This is a genomic window from Nostoc sp. (genome assembly GCF_036917155.1).
In the GTDB taxonomy this organism is placed as follows: Bacteria; Cyanobacteriota; Cyanobacteriia; order Cyanobacteriales; family Nostocaceae; genus Nostoc.
In genome coordinates this window covers 29,764-47,077 of record NZ_JBALDZ010000091.1, presented here as the reverse complement: position 1 = coordinate 47,077, position 17,314 = coordinate 29,764, and the positions used below count along the sequence as shown (strand labels likewise).

Genomic DNA, 17,314 nt, shown 5'->3' with positions numbered 1-17,314 from the left:
TTAATCACCCAATGATTTATGTATTTATACATTAAAAACATGTATTTATTATTACTAAGCTTTGTGTTACAAAATGAAGTGCGGAATGTGGGTTATACAAATTCCACAGATTTTGGATTTCGTCAGCCATTTCTTGGCGTAAATTTAAAGGAAGTAAAACTTCAACTTGAGAACCTAAAGCTCGCAACCATCGAAGTACATAATAGTCCTTAACTCGATAATCTACTTCGTAATAAGCATCTGTGTTAGGACGAGATTGGAGAGTTTCTAAAATAGTCTTTTGATGTTCTGAATTAAGAGTATTTTGTTTAATTAATTTTGCTACCATTTGGTATTTAATACTTTTAAAAGTATCATGAATGCTAATTCCTTGGATGTAGCGTTTATGAAAATCTCGTTCAAACCGCAATATCATTAGCTCTTTGTCTTTGTAAAAGTCGCATCCCCAAGCTTCTTTTAATTTGGTATTAACTGTTTTCGGCGTTGGTAGTTCGCGATCATAATATTGTTCTCTTAATAATTGAGGAACGCGGGGATCTTGCCAATCTAGAGTTTCTATCCGTTTAGAAATTATTCTATCTAAGCGATATTTGTACCAGTTAATTTCACCTGTTGGGGTACTACCGTAAGCACATAAATATTTAGCTCTTTCCATAAAGTAAATACAAACAGGGTAAACAGCACACTCTTTTTGTAAATTCAAATGAGCGCTGTAATAAGTCAATAGTATGGGGAGAATTTCTCTTGAATTCCAAAGGGACTGTAATTCGCTTTGAATTTCATCTACCGCATCTTGTATCGGACTTGATTCTGGTACGAGATAATCAACATATAAAAATACACGATGATTATCTTCATCTACTTGTTGCTGCGATAAATCTTCAGCGAGTAAAGGTAAACTGGGGTCAAGAAAACTGAACATACCTAAAGTCTCTGCCAAGTAGACTTGATTTTTATGACTAAAATAAGTTTCAAGAAATGGCAATTTTTCAACTAGATGATAATATTTACTTCTCCCTGGTGTGCAATCTACCCTTTGTAAATACTTTCGACTGGCTAATAAATCTAAGTCACTTTGCAACGATTTCCGAACTTGAGCAAATAGACGTTCTTCTAATAAATTTTCTAGTTCAGAATTAGATATTGATATTTCTTGTTGTAGAGAATACTTCCATTCGTCTACAGATACTTCCAATTCTAGAAACCATTGTCTAATAGTTTTGATGCAAGCACAATTCGGGTCTTGGTGATTGAGAATATCTTCCTGCTTTTCATCTTTATGAGTTTCACTAAAGAAAGCTTTACGCCAATCTGCGTAAGTAAAATTATTTTCTAATTTGGTATACTCTTTGTCGTGATAAAGCCAATGCAGCAAAGTCCATAACCGGATAGCACGGGTAAGATTTTGACTTTGGTCTAAAGAGCCTTTGGCTAGTTGTTGTAATAATTGTGGCGATGGGGGATGAGTAAAGCGTATATTCACTATAGCTGAGTATGTCTGAGATACGCTTTCTAGGTTAGCAAGTATCGGAAGGGGGTATTTCCGATACTATGCAATACTAGGGGTAGATTTTTCACAAACTGATACCTTAACCCCATGAGTACAACCGAGTTTGAAGAGTATAAAGTTGACCATCTATTTTTGCTGATAGGTAAAAATCCCCTACCCAATTATGTAGCAACCAAGCTGTTGCTTCACCAGGGTGGGACAGCGTATTTGGTACATACGACAGATACTTTGGATGAAGCCACACGGCTAAAAAAGAGTTTTGGAAGCGAGTTTAATGTGGAATTGCGATCGCTTAATCATTATGAGTCAGATGCTTACCACATTCAAAAAGAAATTGGAGCAAAGCTAGACAGCATTAAAAGTGGAAAAATAGGGCTAAATTATACAGGTGGTACAAAAGCAATGTCCGCGCACTCTTACCGAACGTTGTTTTATGAAGAGATTCAAGATAAAACTGGTAAAGTATACAGACGGCGCAAGGGTATTATTTTTAGCTATCTTGACCCTCGGAGGTTAGAAATATGCATAGATAGGGAAGATAATGAGCGGGAGCGTTTAAAAGTTAAACCAGATACGCTGGAATTAAAACTAGAAACACTTTTTCAATTACACGGATTAACGTTACAAAAGCGTCCCAGTCAAGAAGCACAATTACTAGAATTAGCTGAAGAACTTGTCAAAGTGTTTGCTAGTAAAGGTAAAGTACAGCAATGGTTTGATTGGTATCATGACATTTTTTGTAAAGAAGCACGCCATGATAATCGAAAATGGAAGAATAAAACTGAATTGGCTAAGTTAGCGATACCTCTAGATAAATTACCATTGGAGATAGTAGACGCATTTAGAAAAGCACAGCTATTAAACAGTGATGATAAGCTTGCTTTAGTACAAGCCAAAAATATTACTTTTTTTACAGAGATTGAAGATTTTTGTAAATGGCTGGATGGGATATGGCTAGAGCATTATACATTACAACAAATCAAAAATATTGCTAATAGCCAATCCATAACAGACTATGGCTTAGATTTTAAAATTCCGCTCAAGGGAACTAAGGATGGATTTCAATTTGATGTTGCGTTTACACGCGGTTATCAGCTTTTTGCAATTTCTTGCACAACTACTAGTGATATAAAAGAAAGAAATTTGTGCAAGAGTAAACTTTTTGAAGCATATTTAAGAGCTATACAAATGGGAGGAGAAGAAGCAAGGGTGGCTTTAGTTTGCTGTGCTGATGAACCAGACACTCTCAAAGCAGAAATTGCTGATACACTCTCCAATAAAAAAATTGCTGTTTTTGGACGTGCAGATTTACTAAATCTGTCAGACAACATTATTAAGTGGATTGTTGACAATGATAGGGAGGCAAGATGACACAGTTTACTATCACTGTAGTTGATACAACTGGTAAGCAAAATTATATCTTCAATACCAACCGTCTGCGCGAAAATATTGGCGCTTCGTTTCTCTTATCGAAATCTACGAAAGAATGGGTTGAAGAAATACTACAAACAAACTTAGGAGTTCCTAAAAATAGTCAAGCCGAACCGATTGAAACTAGTGGACTTGATGCAGAAATAGTTTATGCAAATGGTGGTAATGCACTGATAATATTTAAGTCACGATAAATTGCTATCAAGTTTACTCGGCTATTGAGTAAAAAAGTTTTAACCGAAGCATCAGGCGTGAATTTATTAGTTGTTCATGATGATTTTGATTGGAAAAATGACAAATTATATTCAATAGTTGAAGACTTAAAGAAAAATGAATTAGATCATCAAAAATACGAACGGATATATTCTGCATCATTACTTGGTTTAGGTATCACTGCTAGTTGTAACTCAACTCAACTCCCTGCTGTAGATAGAAGTGATAAGTACATCGATTATGATGACGATGAAAAAACAGATAGCTATTTAATTTCTACTGAAACAAGACAGAAGTTAAAATCTGTTAGAAAGGCTAATCAAGAACTCCAGAAAATTTTCTCTGGCATATTTGACGAAAATATTTATCAATTTCCCTACCGAAGCGATAATTTAGGACGTTCTGAAGGTGAATCTAGCTATGTAGCAGTGGTGCATATTGATGGTAATGGCATGGGAGATAGATTTAAAAAGCATGGTGAAGCTAAGGAGAATAGAGATTACATTAATGCAATGCGAAATTTTTCTAACAGTGTTGAAACAGCAGGTACTGAGGCGCTGAAAGCTGTGACTGAAACTCTTGTAAATTCCATTAAATCGGGAAGAGTTGTTGGTAAACTTGGAGATTTTGATTTAAATAAAGGTAGCAAAAGTAATATTTTTTATCTTCCTTTCCGTCCTTTAGTTTACGCAGGTGATGACATTACCTTTATTTGTGAGGGTAGATTAGGTGTAGAATTAGCTGCATTATTTTTGCAAAAATTTGAGGAGCAAAAAGTCACTGATGGAGAATCTTTAACTGCTTGTGCTGGTGTTTGCGTCGTCAAAGCTCATTATCCTTTTTCACGAGCTTATCAGATGAGTGAAGATTTATGTAAAGTCGCAAAAAAATTTGTGAAACTTGAGCGACAAAAACATGGAGTAGATTATTTTTCGGCGATTGATTGGCATTTAGCAGCTAGCGGTTTACTTGGTTCAATATCAGAAATTCGTCAACGGGAATATCGAGTGAATAATAAATCTTGGCATTTAGAAATGCGTCCATTATGGTTAAAGCATGATGATGAATGGCGCACTTGGTCAGGTTTTACTAAAGTTGTAAGCAAATTTAAGCAAGGAGATGATTGGAAAGAACGTCAAAACAAAATTATGGCGTTGCGAGAGATACTACGGAAAGGTTCTATTAAAGCTGTTGAAGAATTTTTACTGAATTATAAATTACCAAATTTACCAGATTTTCCCCACTCATCTGGTCAAAGTGAACAATTGATAAAGCAGGGTTGGAACAACGAAATTTGCGGTTACTTCGATGCAATTGAAGCTATGGATTTTTATCTAGGAATTGGGAGTGATTAGGTGACTATATATAAACTGAAAATCACACTTCTGAGTGATACAACTTTTGGTAGAGGTGACGGTGTAGCTGGTTTAATTGACCAAGAAGTAGAGCATGATGCTTATGGATTTCCTGACTTGCGCGGCCGGACTTTGAAAGGGTTGTTAAGCGAAGAATCAGATAATTTAATTAGCGTCTTACCAGCAGATATTGATTCTTACTGGGAAAATCTGGCTTGTAATTTATTTGGTGTACCTGGTAGTTCTTTACAATCAATGGGAATCATGCACGTTGGAGATGCTTGTTTACCGGAAGATTTAAGAACAGCAGTAGCTTGGCAAATTGATAATAAAGAATTAACGAACAATGAAGTTCTTGAATCTTTGACTACTATTCGCCGTCAAACTGCTATTAATTCGGAAATAGGTGTAGCTGATGAAGGAAGTTTGCGCTCATTTCGCGTAGTGATACGTCAACTTGAATTCCAGGCTGATTTAATTTTTGAAACTCAACCAAGTCATGAAATTCTGGCTCTTTTATCTGCAAGTATCTTAGCTTTGCGACGTATAGGAAGTGGACGCAACAGAGGGAGAGGTCACGTAAAATGCACCCTACATGATGCTTCTAGCAAAGATATTACCTATGATTATTTAAACTTGTTTGGAAAAGTTGAGGAGAAAATTAGATGAAGGTAATCACTTTTTTATTGCGAACGCAACAACCGCTACTTGCAACTTCATTTGCAGGCGACCCAAATAGTGACGTTTCTTATTCTTATATTCCCGGTAGTATGATTCGGGGTGCTGTGATTGGACGGTACATGAAACAGCATGGTTTGTCGGAATTGGATTTAGCTAAACATGAAGTGAAGCGATTGTTTTTTGATGGGAATAGCACCTGTTATTTAAATGGTTATTTGCAAAGTAACGAAGGTAAACGCACGCTACCTATTCCTCGTTCTTGGTTTAAGGAAAAAAATGCAGAATTAACTGATGAATCTCCTATAACGGTTTATGATTTTAGCTCTGAAAGAGGAGACGAACTAGAAAACCCCAAACCTGTTGGTGAAGGTTTTTGGACTACAGAACGTGGCAGTATAAATTATTATACAGAAAAGCGACGGATTAATATTCACAATCAACGCGATCGCAAAAAAGGACGCTCGACTCAAGGAGAAGGAGAAATATTTCGTTACGAAGCGATAGATAGCGAACAGACTTTTCAAGCTGTGATTTTGTGTAGCAGCGAAACTGATGCTCAAATAATCAGAGATTTGTTAGAAAAATCATCAGATATTTGGCTTGGTGGTTCCCAAAGTGCAGGGTACGGACACACTAAAATTAGTAATATTAGTCATATCATTGATGCTGCTGACTGGAACGAAGTAAATATTCCTGTCGAGGATGACGATAGAACTGATAGAGAGTTTTTGACAGTTACACTCTTGAGTGACTTGATTTTACGCGATGATTGGGGGCAATACGCCATAATTCCACCTTCAACCGAACACGAAATACCTGCACCCCTAACACGAGAATTAAAAAAAGTTTTAGTTGGAGAAATTCAGCCGAAAAGATGCTTTACCAGTAGTACCGTAGTTGGTGGATTCAATCGTAAATGGGGATTACCTCTACCGACAGTTCCAGCACTCGCAGCCGGGAGTGTTTTTGTTTTTGAATTGGAAAATTTTTCTCTAACACCAGAGCAAATTCAAGCAATAGAAATTAAAGGTATCGGAGAGAGAATAACTGAGGGGTTTGGTAGAGTTACTATTAACTGGTTAAACCAAAAAGAATTTAAACTCAAGCTACCAAATAAAAGTCCAAGCATTTATTCACCTGGATTAAAAACAGATATATCACACATTTTAGCTGCACAAATGGCTGAGAGATTGTTGCATAAAAAGATAGAGCAAACACTGCAAAATTATCTTGGACGTAAAACTATCAAAGGTGATATTCGTAATAGTCAACTTTCTCGTTTAGAATTGGTAGCTAGACAAGCTGTTACAACAGGTGATTGTAATTTAGTTTTATCACTTTTAAATAATCTTCCTCCTCATGCTAACAGCCAATTTGAAAGAGCAAAAATTGAACCTGATGAAAATAATTATTATTTAAAACAGCAACTAGATAATTGGTTACTTTATCCAGATTCTTGGTCTTGGGTAAGTAACAAACAAGATTTAAAAGTTAATGTCGCCAATGTAGAGCGAAGTATTAACGGTGAATTTGCCAAGAAAAATAAACTAGCAGAAAAATATACCTTACGCCTAATTATGGCACTTGCAAAAAAGGCAACAAAGGAGGAAAATAGATGACTTGCGAACGCCTCAAAAGCCGCAATCAACGCTTGATTATTGAACGCATAATTATTAAAGCAACTTTAATATTAGATACGCCAACTTGTTTAGGAAGTGGTGATGCTGATGGATATACTGATTTAGTAATTTTACGAGATAGTATAGAAGATAAAGCATTGCTCATGGGTTCATCTATTACAGGAGCATTAAGAAACTATTTAAGAGAATTTGAAAATGGTTACAATGCAAGAGAAACATCATTATTATTTGGTGGTAATCGCAGTGATGATGATGGTGAACAAAGTCCGTTAATTATTAATGATGCACTCAGTAGCGAATCAATCAAAGCCGAATTGAGAGACGGAGTTAAAATCTGTAGTCTCACAGGAACAGCCTCAGATAAAGCTAAATATGATTTAGAACTATTAGAAGCTGGTACTAAATTTGAACTGTACTTTGAATTATTACTAGAAAAAGATAACCGAGAGCAATTAATTAGAGAACTATTCATCGTCCTTCAAGGACTAGAAAACGGTGAAATTTCCATTGGGATAAAAAAAAGACGTGGATTTGGTCACTGTCATGTAACAAAATGGCAAGTATGGCAATTTGATTTACAAAAACTCGACCAGCTAAAAGAATGGTTGAATTTTGAACATTGGAAACCAGACTTACTCACACAATATAACAGTTACCCAGCAATAGCAGAAGCATTCCAAAAAGCAGGAATTAAGGTAAAATCAGATTGGAAAGATAACAGAAATCGTTTCATAATCCAAGCTATATTTACCCTTGCAAGTCCCTTATTAATTCGTTCTAGCCAAGCTGACATTGAAAAAGCACCAGATGACGTACATCTTAAATCCCGACGTAATGGTGAACTCAAACCGATTTTATCAGGTACAAGTTTAGCTGGTGTCTTGCGTCATCGAGCCGAATGTATTGTCAATACCCTAGCTGAAAATAACCAGATGGAAATTTATCAGATAATTAATCAACTATTTGGTTTTGTCAAAGATAAAAAAGATAATCATGATTCAATTGATGAAAATCTCAAAGCACAAGCTAGTCGTTTAATAGTCAATGAAAGTATCATTAAAGAAACCAACGATTTAATTCAAACTCGCATTGCGATTGATAGATTTACAGGTGGTGCATTACACGGAGCATTATTTCAAGAACAACCCATTTTTGCTAGTGATAAGACAGAAGTAGAATTAAAAATTGAATTACGCCAACCAGAAAAATATGAAATTGGCTTACTGCTTTTATTACTGAAGGACTTATGGACTGGTGATTTACCTGTAGGTAGTACAAACAGTATCGGACGGGGAAGACTAAAAGGTAAGGAAGCGACTATTAATTGGTATACAGAGAATTACCACAAAAAATGGAAATTCAAACTCAAGGATAACAAATTGCAAATTGAGGATATGGTTAATAAAAAATCTTCACTCAAAAAAATTCAAGAAGAATTAAATGATTTAGTAACGGAGCTTGTAAATCAGGTAAAAAATTATGAATAAACCAGATTATCAAATCCTTGATGATATTCAGGAAATATCTAATACTAATGATTTACGCGAATGGATAAAACAAAAAGTTCAGTCTTCAGAATATAACTTAAAATATCTTCTAGCTTATGCAGAAGATGGTGTGATATGGGGATATTTTGACTCGGAAGGAAATTTAATTACACCAACTGAACCAGAAGAACTATTTCCTCAATGTAAATTTCCATTGTTTAGATATGAAACATTACAGCAATGTCGAGTTTTTGGTGACAGCGAAGAAATCATGTTTTGGCGAACTGAAGACGGTTTAAAAGCTATTCTTATTAAGGATAATCAAGATACAGAATTTATTCCTGAACAGCACATCCTCTGGGGAACACAAGCAGAACAAGTTAGGGATAAATTTACTTTAGTCTCAGATGGTTCCCAAGGTTTACGTCATGCTGTACCTTTACTAAGTATTGAGTTTAATAAAACTGAAAAATTATATCGTCCCCTATATCTTGTTGTTCGTAACTACATTGATGATGACCCAAAAACAGGTTTAGCTCGGATTTATCTCAGTCGGCTCGTGTCAATTAAATCAAGAAAGGTTATCGATGAAAAAGCACATTCGTAAAATTCCAAATAATAAGAGGGCGATCGCACCTTATAATTTTGTCGAACTACCTGATAAAATAGTTGCAGCAGAGTTAGAAACCGATGGCAAGCTGCGCGACAAAAACCGCTATTATTCAGATAGATATACTGGCAGAATTGAATGCACATTAACAACTTCTTCCCCTCTCTACATTCGCTGTGGGTTAACCAAAGAAGAATTTGAATGTGGTACAGAAGCAAAAGATTTACCAGACTTTTATTACATTGATCCCATAACTAAAAAACCTGTACTTCCTGGTAGTAGCCTGCGAGGAATGCTGCGGACTTTAGTAGAAATTATTAGTTTCAGCAAGATATCCTCAGTATCAGACTATCAGCGATTATTCTTTCGTGCTGTTGCTACTAGAACCGATGATGATTCTCTTGCTCAAGCATACCGACAATATATAAATCCAAATCAAGTAAAAGCTGGTTATCTCAAACGTGATGGTGATACTTGGAAGATTATTGCAGCACGAGAAAATAACTCAACATCATTCGCTTGGGTTAAAGAAGAATATTTATCATCTACTGATTTTCCTGAATTAAAGAGATTTGATAATCCAGGTTATTTACCCCAAGATATACCAGTTAGTTTTCAAAGAATCACCAAACCCAAGGGACGGTATATAGCTGAGGATGTCACCATTCCCAAACAATACCCACTAAATCAAGGAAGATTAGTCACTAGCGGAAACATGAAAGAAACTTCTGATTCTGATAGTGAAAGTATACGTAACTATCACTGCGTTGTATTTGCTCCCAGTCCTAACCCTAATAAAACATACATAATTGACCGAGATGCAATCAAACATTATTGCAATGCTTTAACTGAATTCCAGCAAAAAAAACCTCCCTTTGACGAAAAATTAGGGATGTTGCAAGAAAACCGTCCTGTATTTTATTGTCAACCTACAAAAGACAATATAGTGACATTATTTGGTCATAGTCCCAATTTCCGCATTCCCTATTCTCCCAATGGTGATGGTAAAGCTGCTACTGTTGTAGATTTTATTCCAAAAGATTTACGAGATGATTCCATAATTGATATTGCTGAGGCGATTTTTGGTTTTGTCAGACGCGATAAGCCTGAAGGGAAAGAACAAAGTCGTGCAGGTAGAATTTTTGTGAGTGATGCAATTTGTCTGAGTTCTGCAAATGACATATTTATGACTCAAGGTGTGACTACTCCCAAGATTCTTGCAAGTCCCAAGTCAACTACATATCAACATTACTTAGTGCAACCAGAAGAAACTAATGCTGAGAAATCAAAACTCAAGCATTATGCTAGTCAACCCACTGAAGAAACTGTAATTCGTGGACATAAACTGTATTGGCATAAAGGAAGTAATCATGATATTCAACATCCTAAGTCCAATGAAGTTAAAGATACTCAGACAACTCAGGTTAAACCAATTAAATCAGGTATTGAATTTCAATTTACTATCCGATTTGAAAATTTAAGTAGAGTTGAAATTGGTGCATTAATGTGGATTATTAATATTGCTCAAAATAATGACTACCGTCTCTCGTTAGGGATGGGTAAACCTTTGGGTATGGGAGCAGTAAAAATAGAAAGTAACTTATATATAAGCAAACGGAAAGCACGATACACCCAGTTATTTAATAATAACAGTTGGGAAACAGCAGAAAGCTTAGATGATAACCCAGATTATCAGCAGTTTTTTGAAAATTATATCCTTCAGGAGCTTAGACAAACAGCGAGATTTAATGATATCCCCAGGATTCAAATGCTTTTAGCAATGCTGAGTTGGCCAGGCCCATCATCATCAAAAACTCGATATATGGAAATTGAACGAGAGCAAAATCCACTAGATGGTGAACCTAATGAATACAAAAATCGGCGTGTTTTACCAACTCCTTTAGACGTAATCAGTTAAAACTGATTTTTATAGCTGATGCCACAAAGTTATCCTTTTGAATTTGAACAAAAAGAGACAAAAAGTAAATTTATTCAATAATTCTCTCTCATTCCCTAGTCAGCACTCACTGAGACAACCGCCAAATCTTAATAGTGTTATCTTCACTACCACTGACAAGGGTTTTGCCATCAGGACTGAAGGTAACGGATGTCACAGTATTAGTGTGCCCTGCCAATGTGAGAATCTCCTCACCTGTGGCTGTATTCCACAGTTTGATGGTGCGATCGCGGCTACCACTAGCAATAATTTTACCATCGGCACTGAAGGCTACGGATGTGACTGTGTTGCTATGTCCAGTCAGTGTGCGAATTTCTCTGCCAGTATGTAGATCCCAAAGTTTGATGGTGCGATCGCGGCTACCACTAGCTAAAGTTTTACCATCTGGGCTAATAGCCACGCTTGTTACTGTTTGAAAATTTCCTTCTAGCGTACGAATTGGGTATCCCTTTGTTAAATTCCAGATTTTAATTGTCTTGTCAAAACTGCCACTAGCCAAAATCACACCATCGGGGCTGATGGCTACTGAACGCACCCAGAATGTATGCCCTGCTAGTGTCCGAATTTGCTCTCCTGTTGCCAAATCCCAAATTTTGATTGTGTTGTCATCACTACCAGTAACCAGAGTCTCGCTATCAGCACTGATGGCTAGGGCATGAACTGAATCAGAATGCCCTATGAGAGTACGAATTTGTTTTCGTGTTGTCAGATTCCAGATTTTGATGGTGTTGTCATCGCTGGCACTAACCAGAATTTTGCCATCTGGGCTAATTACCACGACATTCACCTGCTGAAAATGCCCGTTGAGTGAAGAGATTTGTTTTCCAGTTGCGAGATTCCAAAGTTTGATTGTGCTATTGTCGCCACTGCTGGCAATGGTTTTGCCATCGGGGCTGATGGCGACAGATAAAACTGAGTTTTCGTGTGCTTGGAGGGTGTTAATTAGGGAAACCTTATCCAAAGTAATCTTTAGTGGTTGACCTAAAAGCGCTTCATCTTTGCCAGAATTATTATGGTGAATTAACCTAGAAACCAAAGTGGTCTGAATCTGGCGAAAATGTTTATACCAAGATTCTCCAAAGCCGAACAACATAATCAAAGCACTTACCAAGATTAGAATTCTCAGTAAGGGATAACTTTTTGGTAAAGATGGTGCCCTAGTTGGTGGTATTTTCCCAGATGATTTACCCGCTGGTGGTAAGGCGAGGAGTTGTTTTGGGGTCAAGTCTCTAAGGACTTCATCGGCTGACTGGTAACGTTCATGAATATCTTTTTTCAAAAGCTTGTCGATGACAAAATCCAACTCAGGATTTAATGGACTCCGTAAATATGCCCGCCAATTACTCACCCAGGCGTACCCAGATTCCATCCACAACTGAAAGGGCGAATTTCCCGTTAGCAGATGAAAGCAGGTAGCCCCCACACCAAACAAGTCACTGGCGGGGAAAGCTTTACCATCTCGAATCTGTTCTAGGGGAGAATAACCATGTGAACCAATGGATGTGCCAGATTTCTGCTGAACTTTAGCGGTGAATTGCTTTGAGGAACCAAAATCAATCAAGCTTAATCGCCCATCACTTTTATGGCGGATAATATTTTCTGGCTTGATGTCCCGATGAATGACTTTGCGATCGTGGATAAATTTCAGGATGGGCAATAAATCTAGCAAAATAGATTGAATTTCCCTAGCGTTATAAGACTTGCGCTGTTGCAACTCCTTTAACAAATTCTCCCCATTGATAAACTGCTGAACTAAATATAGGCAGCCATCTTGCTCAAAGTAAGCTATTAAAGTTGGAATTTGGGGATGTTCCCCAAGGTCTTGTAGACGCTGGGCTTCTTCAGCAAACAACTCCATCGCCTTTTTTTGCGACCAAGTTCCTTGGAATTTTGGAGCTAACTGCTTGATAACACAACGTTCATTGAGTTTATCTACATCTTCTGATAGATAGGTTCTGCCAAATCCCCCCTCATCTGAAAGGACTCGGATGACACGAAAGCGATTTCTTAAAAGTGACACCAGCGGGGTGCTACAACTTTGGCAAAACTTCTTTCCATTGGAATTCAGGGGATTTGAGCAATCGGGATTTAAGCAGCAGATCATGATCTGACAGGCGCGACTGCATGACAACTTAGGCTAAGTTTGCCCCGAACTTTCCCTTAATAAGATTGACTCTCGCTTACTGGTGGTAGAAAACCCTGTTCTGGGGATTGGGGAATTACTTATATAGTTAGCGTTTGTAAATAGTAGTCAGTCTTCCTCTTCTGTGGAAAACTACGAGAGCCATAAGATTAATTATTCTATCGATTATATAATAATTTGAATATAAATAATTTTCTGAAATATTAAATCTAGTAAATTTGCTTGTATATTGACAAGCAATCACTAACTAAGTATTGAAGATAAACCCTGATTAATTAATCATCACTGAATATCAAGTATAGTTAAAATAATTACTAAATTTGTTTTGGCTATTTGAAATCGCAGATGATTAATTATTCATTTGATACTTTAAGATAAAAAAGGCTTCTACTTAACTGCACTACCTTGTTTCCTTAAGCCTTGCTCTCCATTTCCGAATGGCACTAGCAGTTCTGACTACAGGTGGCACGTATACATCATAATTTTCGTATTGTGTAATTTCGTGTTTTGTAATTTCATGTTTGGTAATTTCGTGTTGTGTAATACTTCTATTATTCAATTTTTGGGTAGTTAAACAGTTAGCCAAAGTAAGTGAATAGCTGTCATTACTTAAAGCTTTAATCACTTCATCAGCAGTCTTAAATCTATCCTCTAAGGTAATTTTCACCATCTTTCCTAAAATCTGGGCGAAACTGTTGCTGATATTTACGTGTTTTTGCCAAGATATTTCACCAGTATTATGGTCGTAATCCAGTTCTAAAGGACTTTTTGCAGTCAACATATAAATACAAGTTATACCCAGTGCATAAATATCACTGGCATAAACTGGACGCAGAGAAAACTGTTCTGGTGGTGCAAATCCCCTAGTCCCGATAAAGTTGGTATTTGCGTGATTCATTGAGTTTTCACAAGCATCAGCTAATTGCTCTTTCACCGCACCAAAATCAATCAGCACTACTCGCCCATCATACTCACACCGCAATAAATTCTGGGGCTTAATATCCCGATGAATCACATGATGTTTATGAAGATACTGTAATACAGGTAATAATTCCTTTAGAAATTGCTTAACTGAGGCTTCACTTTTGGGCCCAGTTTGCCGCACTTCTCGCGCTAAAGTCAAACCCGGCACGTATTCTTGAATTAAAAAAAACTCCCCATTCGCCTGAAAGTAGTCTAATAACATGGGAATTTGCGAATGACTACCGAGTTTTCCTAGTATTCTTGCTTCTTTTTCAAAGCGCATACATGCCCTTTGCCAACTTTGGGGGCTAGTTACTTTCGGACAAAGTTGTTTAATGACACACAGGGGATTCCCAGGTAATACGGCATTTTTGGCTAAAAAAGTGACGCCAAAACCGCCTCGACCCAAAATTTGCAGTACTTCATAGCGATCGCGAAATAACCGTTTAGAACCACACATCTGACCAAGCTGAGTTTGCTGTGAAATGATCTGTTGAGAATTCGTTATTTTCTGAGAAAAGCGATTCATTAGTATAAAATATCTGCTCTGAAATGTCTCTAATTCTACGACAATTTTTTACTGGCAACAGTAAAATTACTGGGTATTTGCCAAATCCTCATTACTCTTCTGTTAAAAATTTAAAAAGTAAAAATAAATTTTTGTAGAACTAAGTTAAGTCGGCAATGATAAATCAAACTATGTTGATACCGTTTCTTTGTGAAGCTGCATATAATTCACCCCCCGGCTATCGCCGTCCCCCCGATGCCTTGGGGGGACTACAGGGGGTTATTATTATGTGCATCTTCATACAGAATTGGTATAAGTAATATAAAAATCTTAGAACATACTTGTAGTATACTGCAAAAGTGTAATCCAAACCTTTAATTTAGGGTACTTCTAGGTATTTTTGTGTCGCTGTCTTTAAATCTATTCTTGAGCAAGGTATATTTACTATTCTTTCATACTTATAAAAATACAGCAGATTTCAAGTTAGTGAGGTACACAAGCTAAGTCTCAAAACCAGGTATAAAGTCTGTTTTGCTTCTGTTGGCGCAGCGGGGCGTAGCCCATTCTGAATTCTGCTGTATATTTATTTAGCTTATATTCTTTAAAAGAAATCTAAAATGCTATTTTTAAGCAATTTTACTGATTTTGCTTCAAACTAAAAATATAGTCAACACCAATTTTCAAACGGAGAAGGTTAATATATGAGTTTGATAGATGGTATATTCCTGACGCTGTTAAATACTGTTGCCTGCCTAGCACTGCCTAAGCTGCTATCTGTAATTATGCCTGCCAAAAGTCAATACACTGAACCATTGCCATCTGCTGTAACTTCACAAGATTAAAACTGTGAAATTGCTAGTTTTTCCTAATGTCAACTGATTTTATCTAGTGCGAGAAGGATATAATGATAGTTTATTTCCTTCTTAGCACTTGTATTTTTTATCATTTAAAGATTACTACATTGTTACTATAGTTGGCGCGATCGCTAATCAGGAACGCAATATTTTTAATTTTCTGGAAGAATAAACTTACTTCATCAAAATATTTACGATCACAAAGCTGGAGTTTATACTATGAATTAGGGCATATAGAAATTGACGAGGATTTTTTTAATGCATAGATTATTAAAAACTCCAATTTGGCTAAGAACTTTAGTTGTTGTTATATTAACATTGGGAATATTTTTTCGCTTTATTAATTTAGATAAAAAGATTTATTGGGGAGATGAAACTTTCACGTCATTAAGGCTTTCAGGCTACACAACAAAAGAGGTAGATAGCCAACTGTTTGACGGTAGAATAGTTACTATAGAAGACATCCAAAAATATCAACGCACCAATTCTCAAAAAGATTTCACTGATACTATTAAAGGATTAGCATTAGAAGAACCGCAGCTTCCACCACTATATTTTCTCATAGCCAGGTTTTGGGTAACACTTTTTGGTAATTCTATTGCAGTAACGCGGAGTATTTCTGCACTGATCAGTCTGCTAATTTTCCCTTGCACCTATTGGTTGTGTCTAGAATTATTTGGTTCATCACTGGTAGGGTGGATAGCAATGGCAATTATGGCTGTTTCACCTTTTAATGTGTTGTATGCCCAGGAAGCAAGACCTTATAGTTTATGGGCAGTGACTATTGTCCTATCAAGTGCATCATTTTTGCGAGCATTGCGACTAAAAACGAAGCTGAGTTGGTTACTCTACGCAATAACAATGACTCTTGGCTTATATACATATTTACTCACTATATTAGTAGCAATTGGGAATGGATTATATGTGTTGGTCATTGAACGCTTCCGATTTACTAAAACTGTCATTGCTTATATTCTCGCGTCATTTTTGGCACTTTTAGGGTTTGTTCCGTGGATTTTGTCTATTATTGTTAACTTTGATAGTCTTCAAGACGCTTCCAATTGGGCATTTGAAACTATGTCAATATCAAATGTCGTTCAAGAATGGATGAGAAATATCAGCTATAGCTTTATGGATTTTTGGTATTTTTTTACATATTTCCCAGATTCTAAATTTAATCTATCTTTTGGTACTTATCTAATTCCTCTACTTTTGATTTTAGTTGGATACTCAGTTTATTTTATTTGCCGTGAAACTCCTCCAAACATCTCGGTTTTTATTCTGACATTGATGGGTGCTAGCTCTCTACCCCTAATGCTGTCAGATTTACTTTCAGGGGGATATCGGTCGATTATGGCACGATATTTTGTTCCCTCTTACATAGGTATTTATTTATCTGTAGCCTACTTATTTGCTAGAAAAATAAATTATATAAATAGAGGGCTATTGATCACTAACTTATGGAAAGTATCTTTCCTTGCTCTTCTCATGGGAGGAATTATCTCTTTTTCTGTTAGTTCTCAGGCAGAAACTTGGTGGACTAAAAGAACTCTTGACCATGTTATAGTACCCAAGCTAATTAACCAAACTTCTCATCCACTATTAATCCTTGAAGATTCTATGCCAATGGTAGCATCTCTTAGTTATTTGCTGAATTCAGACGTTGATTTCCAGTTTATAAAAACTAAACAACTCCCAATCGTTCCTGATAAATTCAGCAATGTGTTCTTACTGGAGTCTCCCAAATTCCCAGTAAATAAATTTGAGGAAGAGCAAAAACTGAAAGGGAAGCTTGTATACAAAGGTCGAAAGCAAAACCTATGGAAATTAGAGGAGAATTCAGGCGTAAAATAGGGAGTATCTCAGTCAGAAACCCCAGTCCTAAAGGACGGGGCTTGAAAAAGTCCCACATCTGACCAGATTAAGCCTTAGTTGGCTACATGAGTGTAAAAATTTTACTTC

The 17,314-nt window shown here is 36.5% G+C and carries 13 protein-coding genes; 10 read left to right on the top strand and 3 right to left on the bottom strand.

Features of this window, described 5'->3' with window-relative positions; genetic code table 11:
• Positions 1-31: 31 nt before the first annotated feature.
• Entirely contained in the window at positions 32-1,483 is a 1,452-nt protein-coding gene (locus V7K67_RS13600; RefSeq protein ID WP_335166946.1) for a TIGR03985 family CRISPR-associated protein, read from the bottom strand.
• A 114-nt stretch (positions 1,484-1,597) separates the two neighbouring features.
• Here V7K67_RS13600 and V7K67_RS13595 point away from each other — a divergent pair, with 114 nt between their 5' ends.
• The 8 genes from V7K67_RS13595 to V7K67_RS13560 are packed head-to-tail and all read left to right on the top strand — an operon-like array spanning position 1,598 to position 10,845.
• Positions 1,598-2,881 (top strand): DUF1887 domain-containing protein, encoded by a 1,284-nt coding sequence (locus V7K67_RS13595; protein ID WP_335166944.1) that lies wholly within the window; start codon positions 1,598-1,600, stop codon positions 2,879-2,881.
• Entirely contained in the window at positions 2,878-3,135 is a 258-nt protein-coding gene (locus V7K67_RS13590; protein ID WP_335166943.1) for a hypothetical protein, read from the top strand. The genes V7K67_RS13595 and V7K67_RS13590 overlap by 4 nt, the downstream gene beginning before the upstream one ends.
• A gap of 24 nt (positions 3,136-3,159) precedes the next feature.
• Positions 3,160-4,509, top strand: coding sequence for a Cas10/Cmr2 second palm domain-containing protein (locus V7K67_RS13585; RefSeq protein WP_335166941.1), 1,350 nt, complete (start codon positions 3,160-3,162; stop codon positions 4,507-4,509).
• Complete coding sequence (locus V7K67_RS13580; RefSeq protein ID WP_335166939.1) at positions 4,510-5,178, top strand: RAMP superfamily CRISPR-associated protein; 669 nt, start codon at positions 4,510-4,512, stop codon at positions 5,176-5,178.
• A complete protein-coding gene (locus tag V7K67_RS13575) occupies positions 5,175-6,809 on the top strand; it encodes an RAMP superfamily CRISPR-associated protein (protein ID WP_335166937.1) in 1,635 nt (544 codons plus the stop codon). The genes V7K67_RS13580 and V7K67_RS13575 overlap by 4 nt, the downstream gene beginning before the upstream one ends.
• A complete protein-coding gene (locus tag V7K67_RS13570; protein WP_335166935.1) occupies positions 6,806-8,317 on the top strand; it encodes an RAMP superfamily CRISPR-associated protein in 1,512 nt (503 codons plus the stop codon). Before V7K67_RS13575 ends, V7K67_RS13570 begins: the two co-directional genes overlap by 4 nt.
• Positions 8,310-8,924, top strand: a complete 615-nt coding sequence (gene csx19 / locus V7K67_RS13565) for a type III-D CRISPR-associated protein Csx19 (protein WP_335166933.1) — start codon at positions 8,310-8,312, stop codon at positions 8,922-8,924. The genes V7K67_RS13570 and csx19 overlap by 8 nt, the downstream gene beginning before the upstream one ends.
• Positions 8,905-10,845 carry a TIGR03986 family type III CRISPR-associated RAMP protein gene (locus V7K67_RS13560; RefSeq protein ID WP_335166931.1) on the top strand — a complete coding sequence of 647 codons (1,941 nt, stop codon included), beginning with the start codon at positions 8,905-8,907 and terminating at the stop codon, positions 10,843-10,845. The genes csx19 and V7K67_RS13560 overlap by 20 nt, the downstream gene beginning before the upstream one ends.
• Positions 10,846-10,951: 106 nt before the next feature.
• On the opposite strand, the gene V7K67_RS13555 is transcribed toward V7K67_RS13560, so the two are convergent.
• Positions 10,952-12,988, bottom strand: a complete 2,037-nt coding sequence (locus tag V7K67_RS13555; protein ID WP_334729538.1) for a serine/threonine-protein kinase — start codon at positions 12,986-12,988, stop codon at positions 10,952-10,954.
• 439 nt (positions 12,989-13,427) lie between these two features.
• On the bottom strand, positions 13,428-14,519 hold the full coding sequence (locus V7K67_RS13550) for a serine/threonine-protein kinase (protein WP_335166929.1): 1,092 nt from the start codon (positions 14,517-14,519) through the stop codon (positions 13,428-13,430).
• 680 nt (positions 14,520-15,199) lie between these two features.
• Here V7K67_RS13550 and V7K67_RS13545 point away from each other — a divergent pair.
• Together V7K67_RS13545 and V7K67_RS13540 are read left to right on the top strand one after the other, a co-directional pair.
• On the top strand, positions 15,200-15,340 hold the full coding sequence (locus V7K67_RS13545) for a hypothetical protein (RefSeq protein ID WP_334729539.1): 141 nt from the start codon (positions 15,200-15,202) through the stop codon (positions 15,338-15,340).
• A gap of 270 nt (positions 15,341-15,610) precedes the next feature.
• Entirely contained in the window at positions 15,611-17,206 is a 1,596-nt protein-coding gene (locus V7K67_RS13540) for a glycosyltransferase family 39 protein (RefSeq protein ID WP_334729540.1), read from the top strand.
• Positions 17,207-17,314 lie beyond the last annotated feature (108 nt).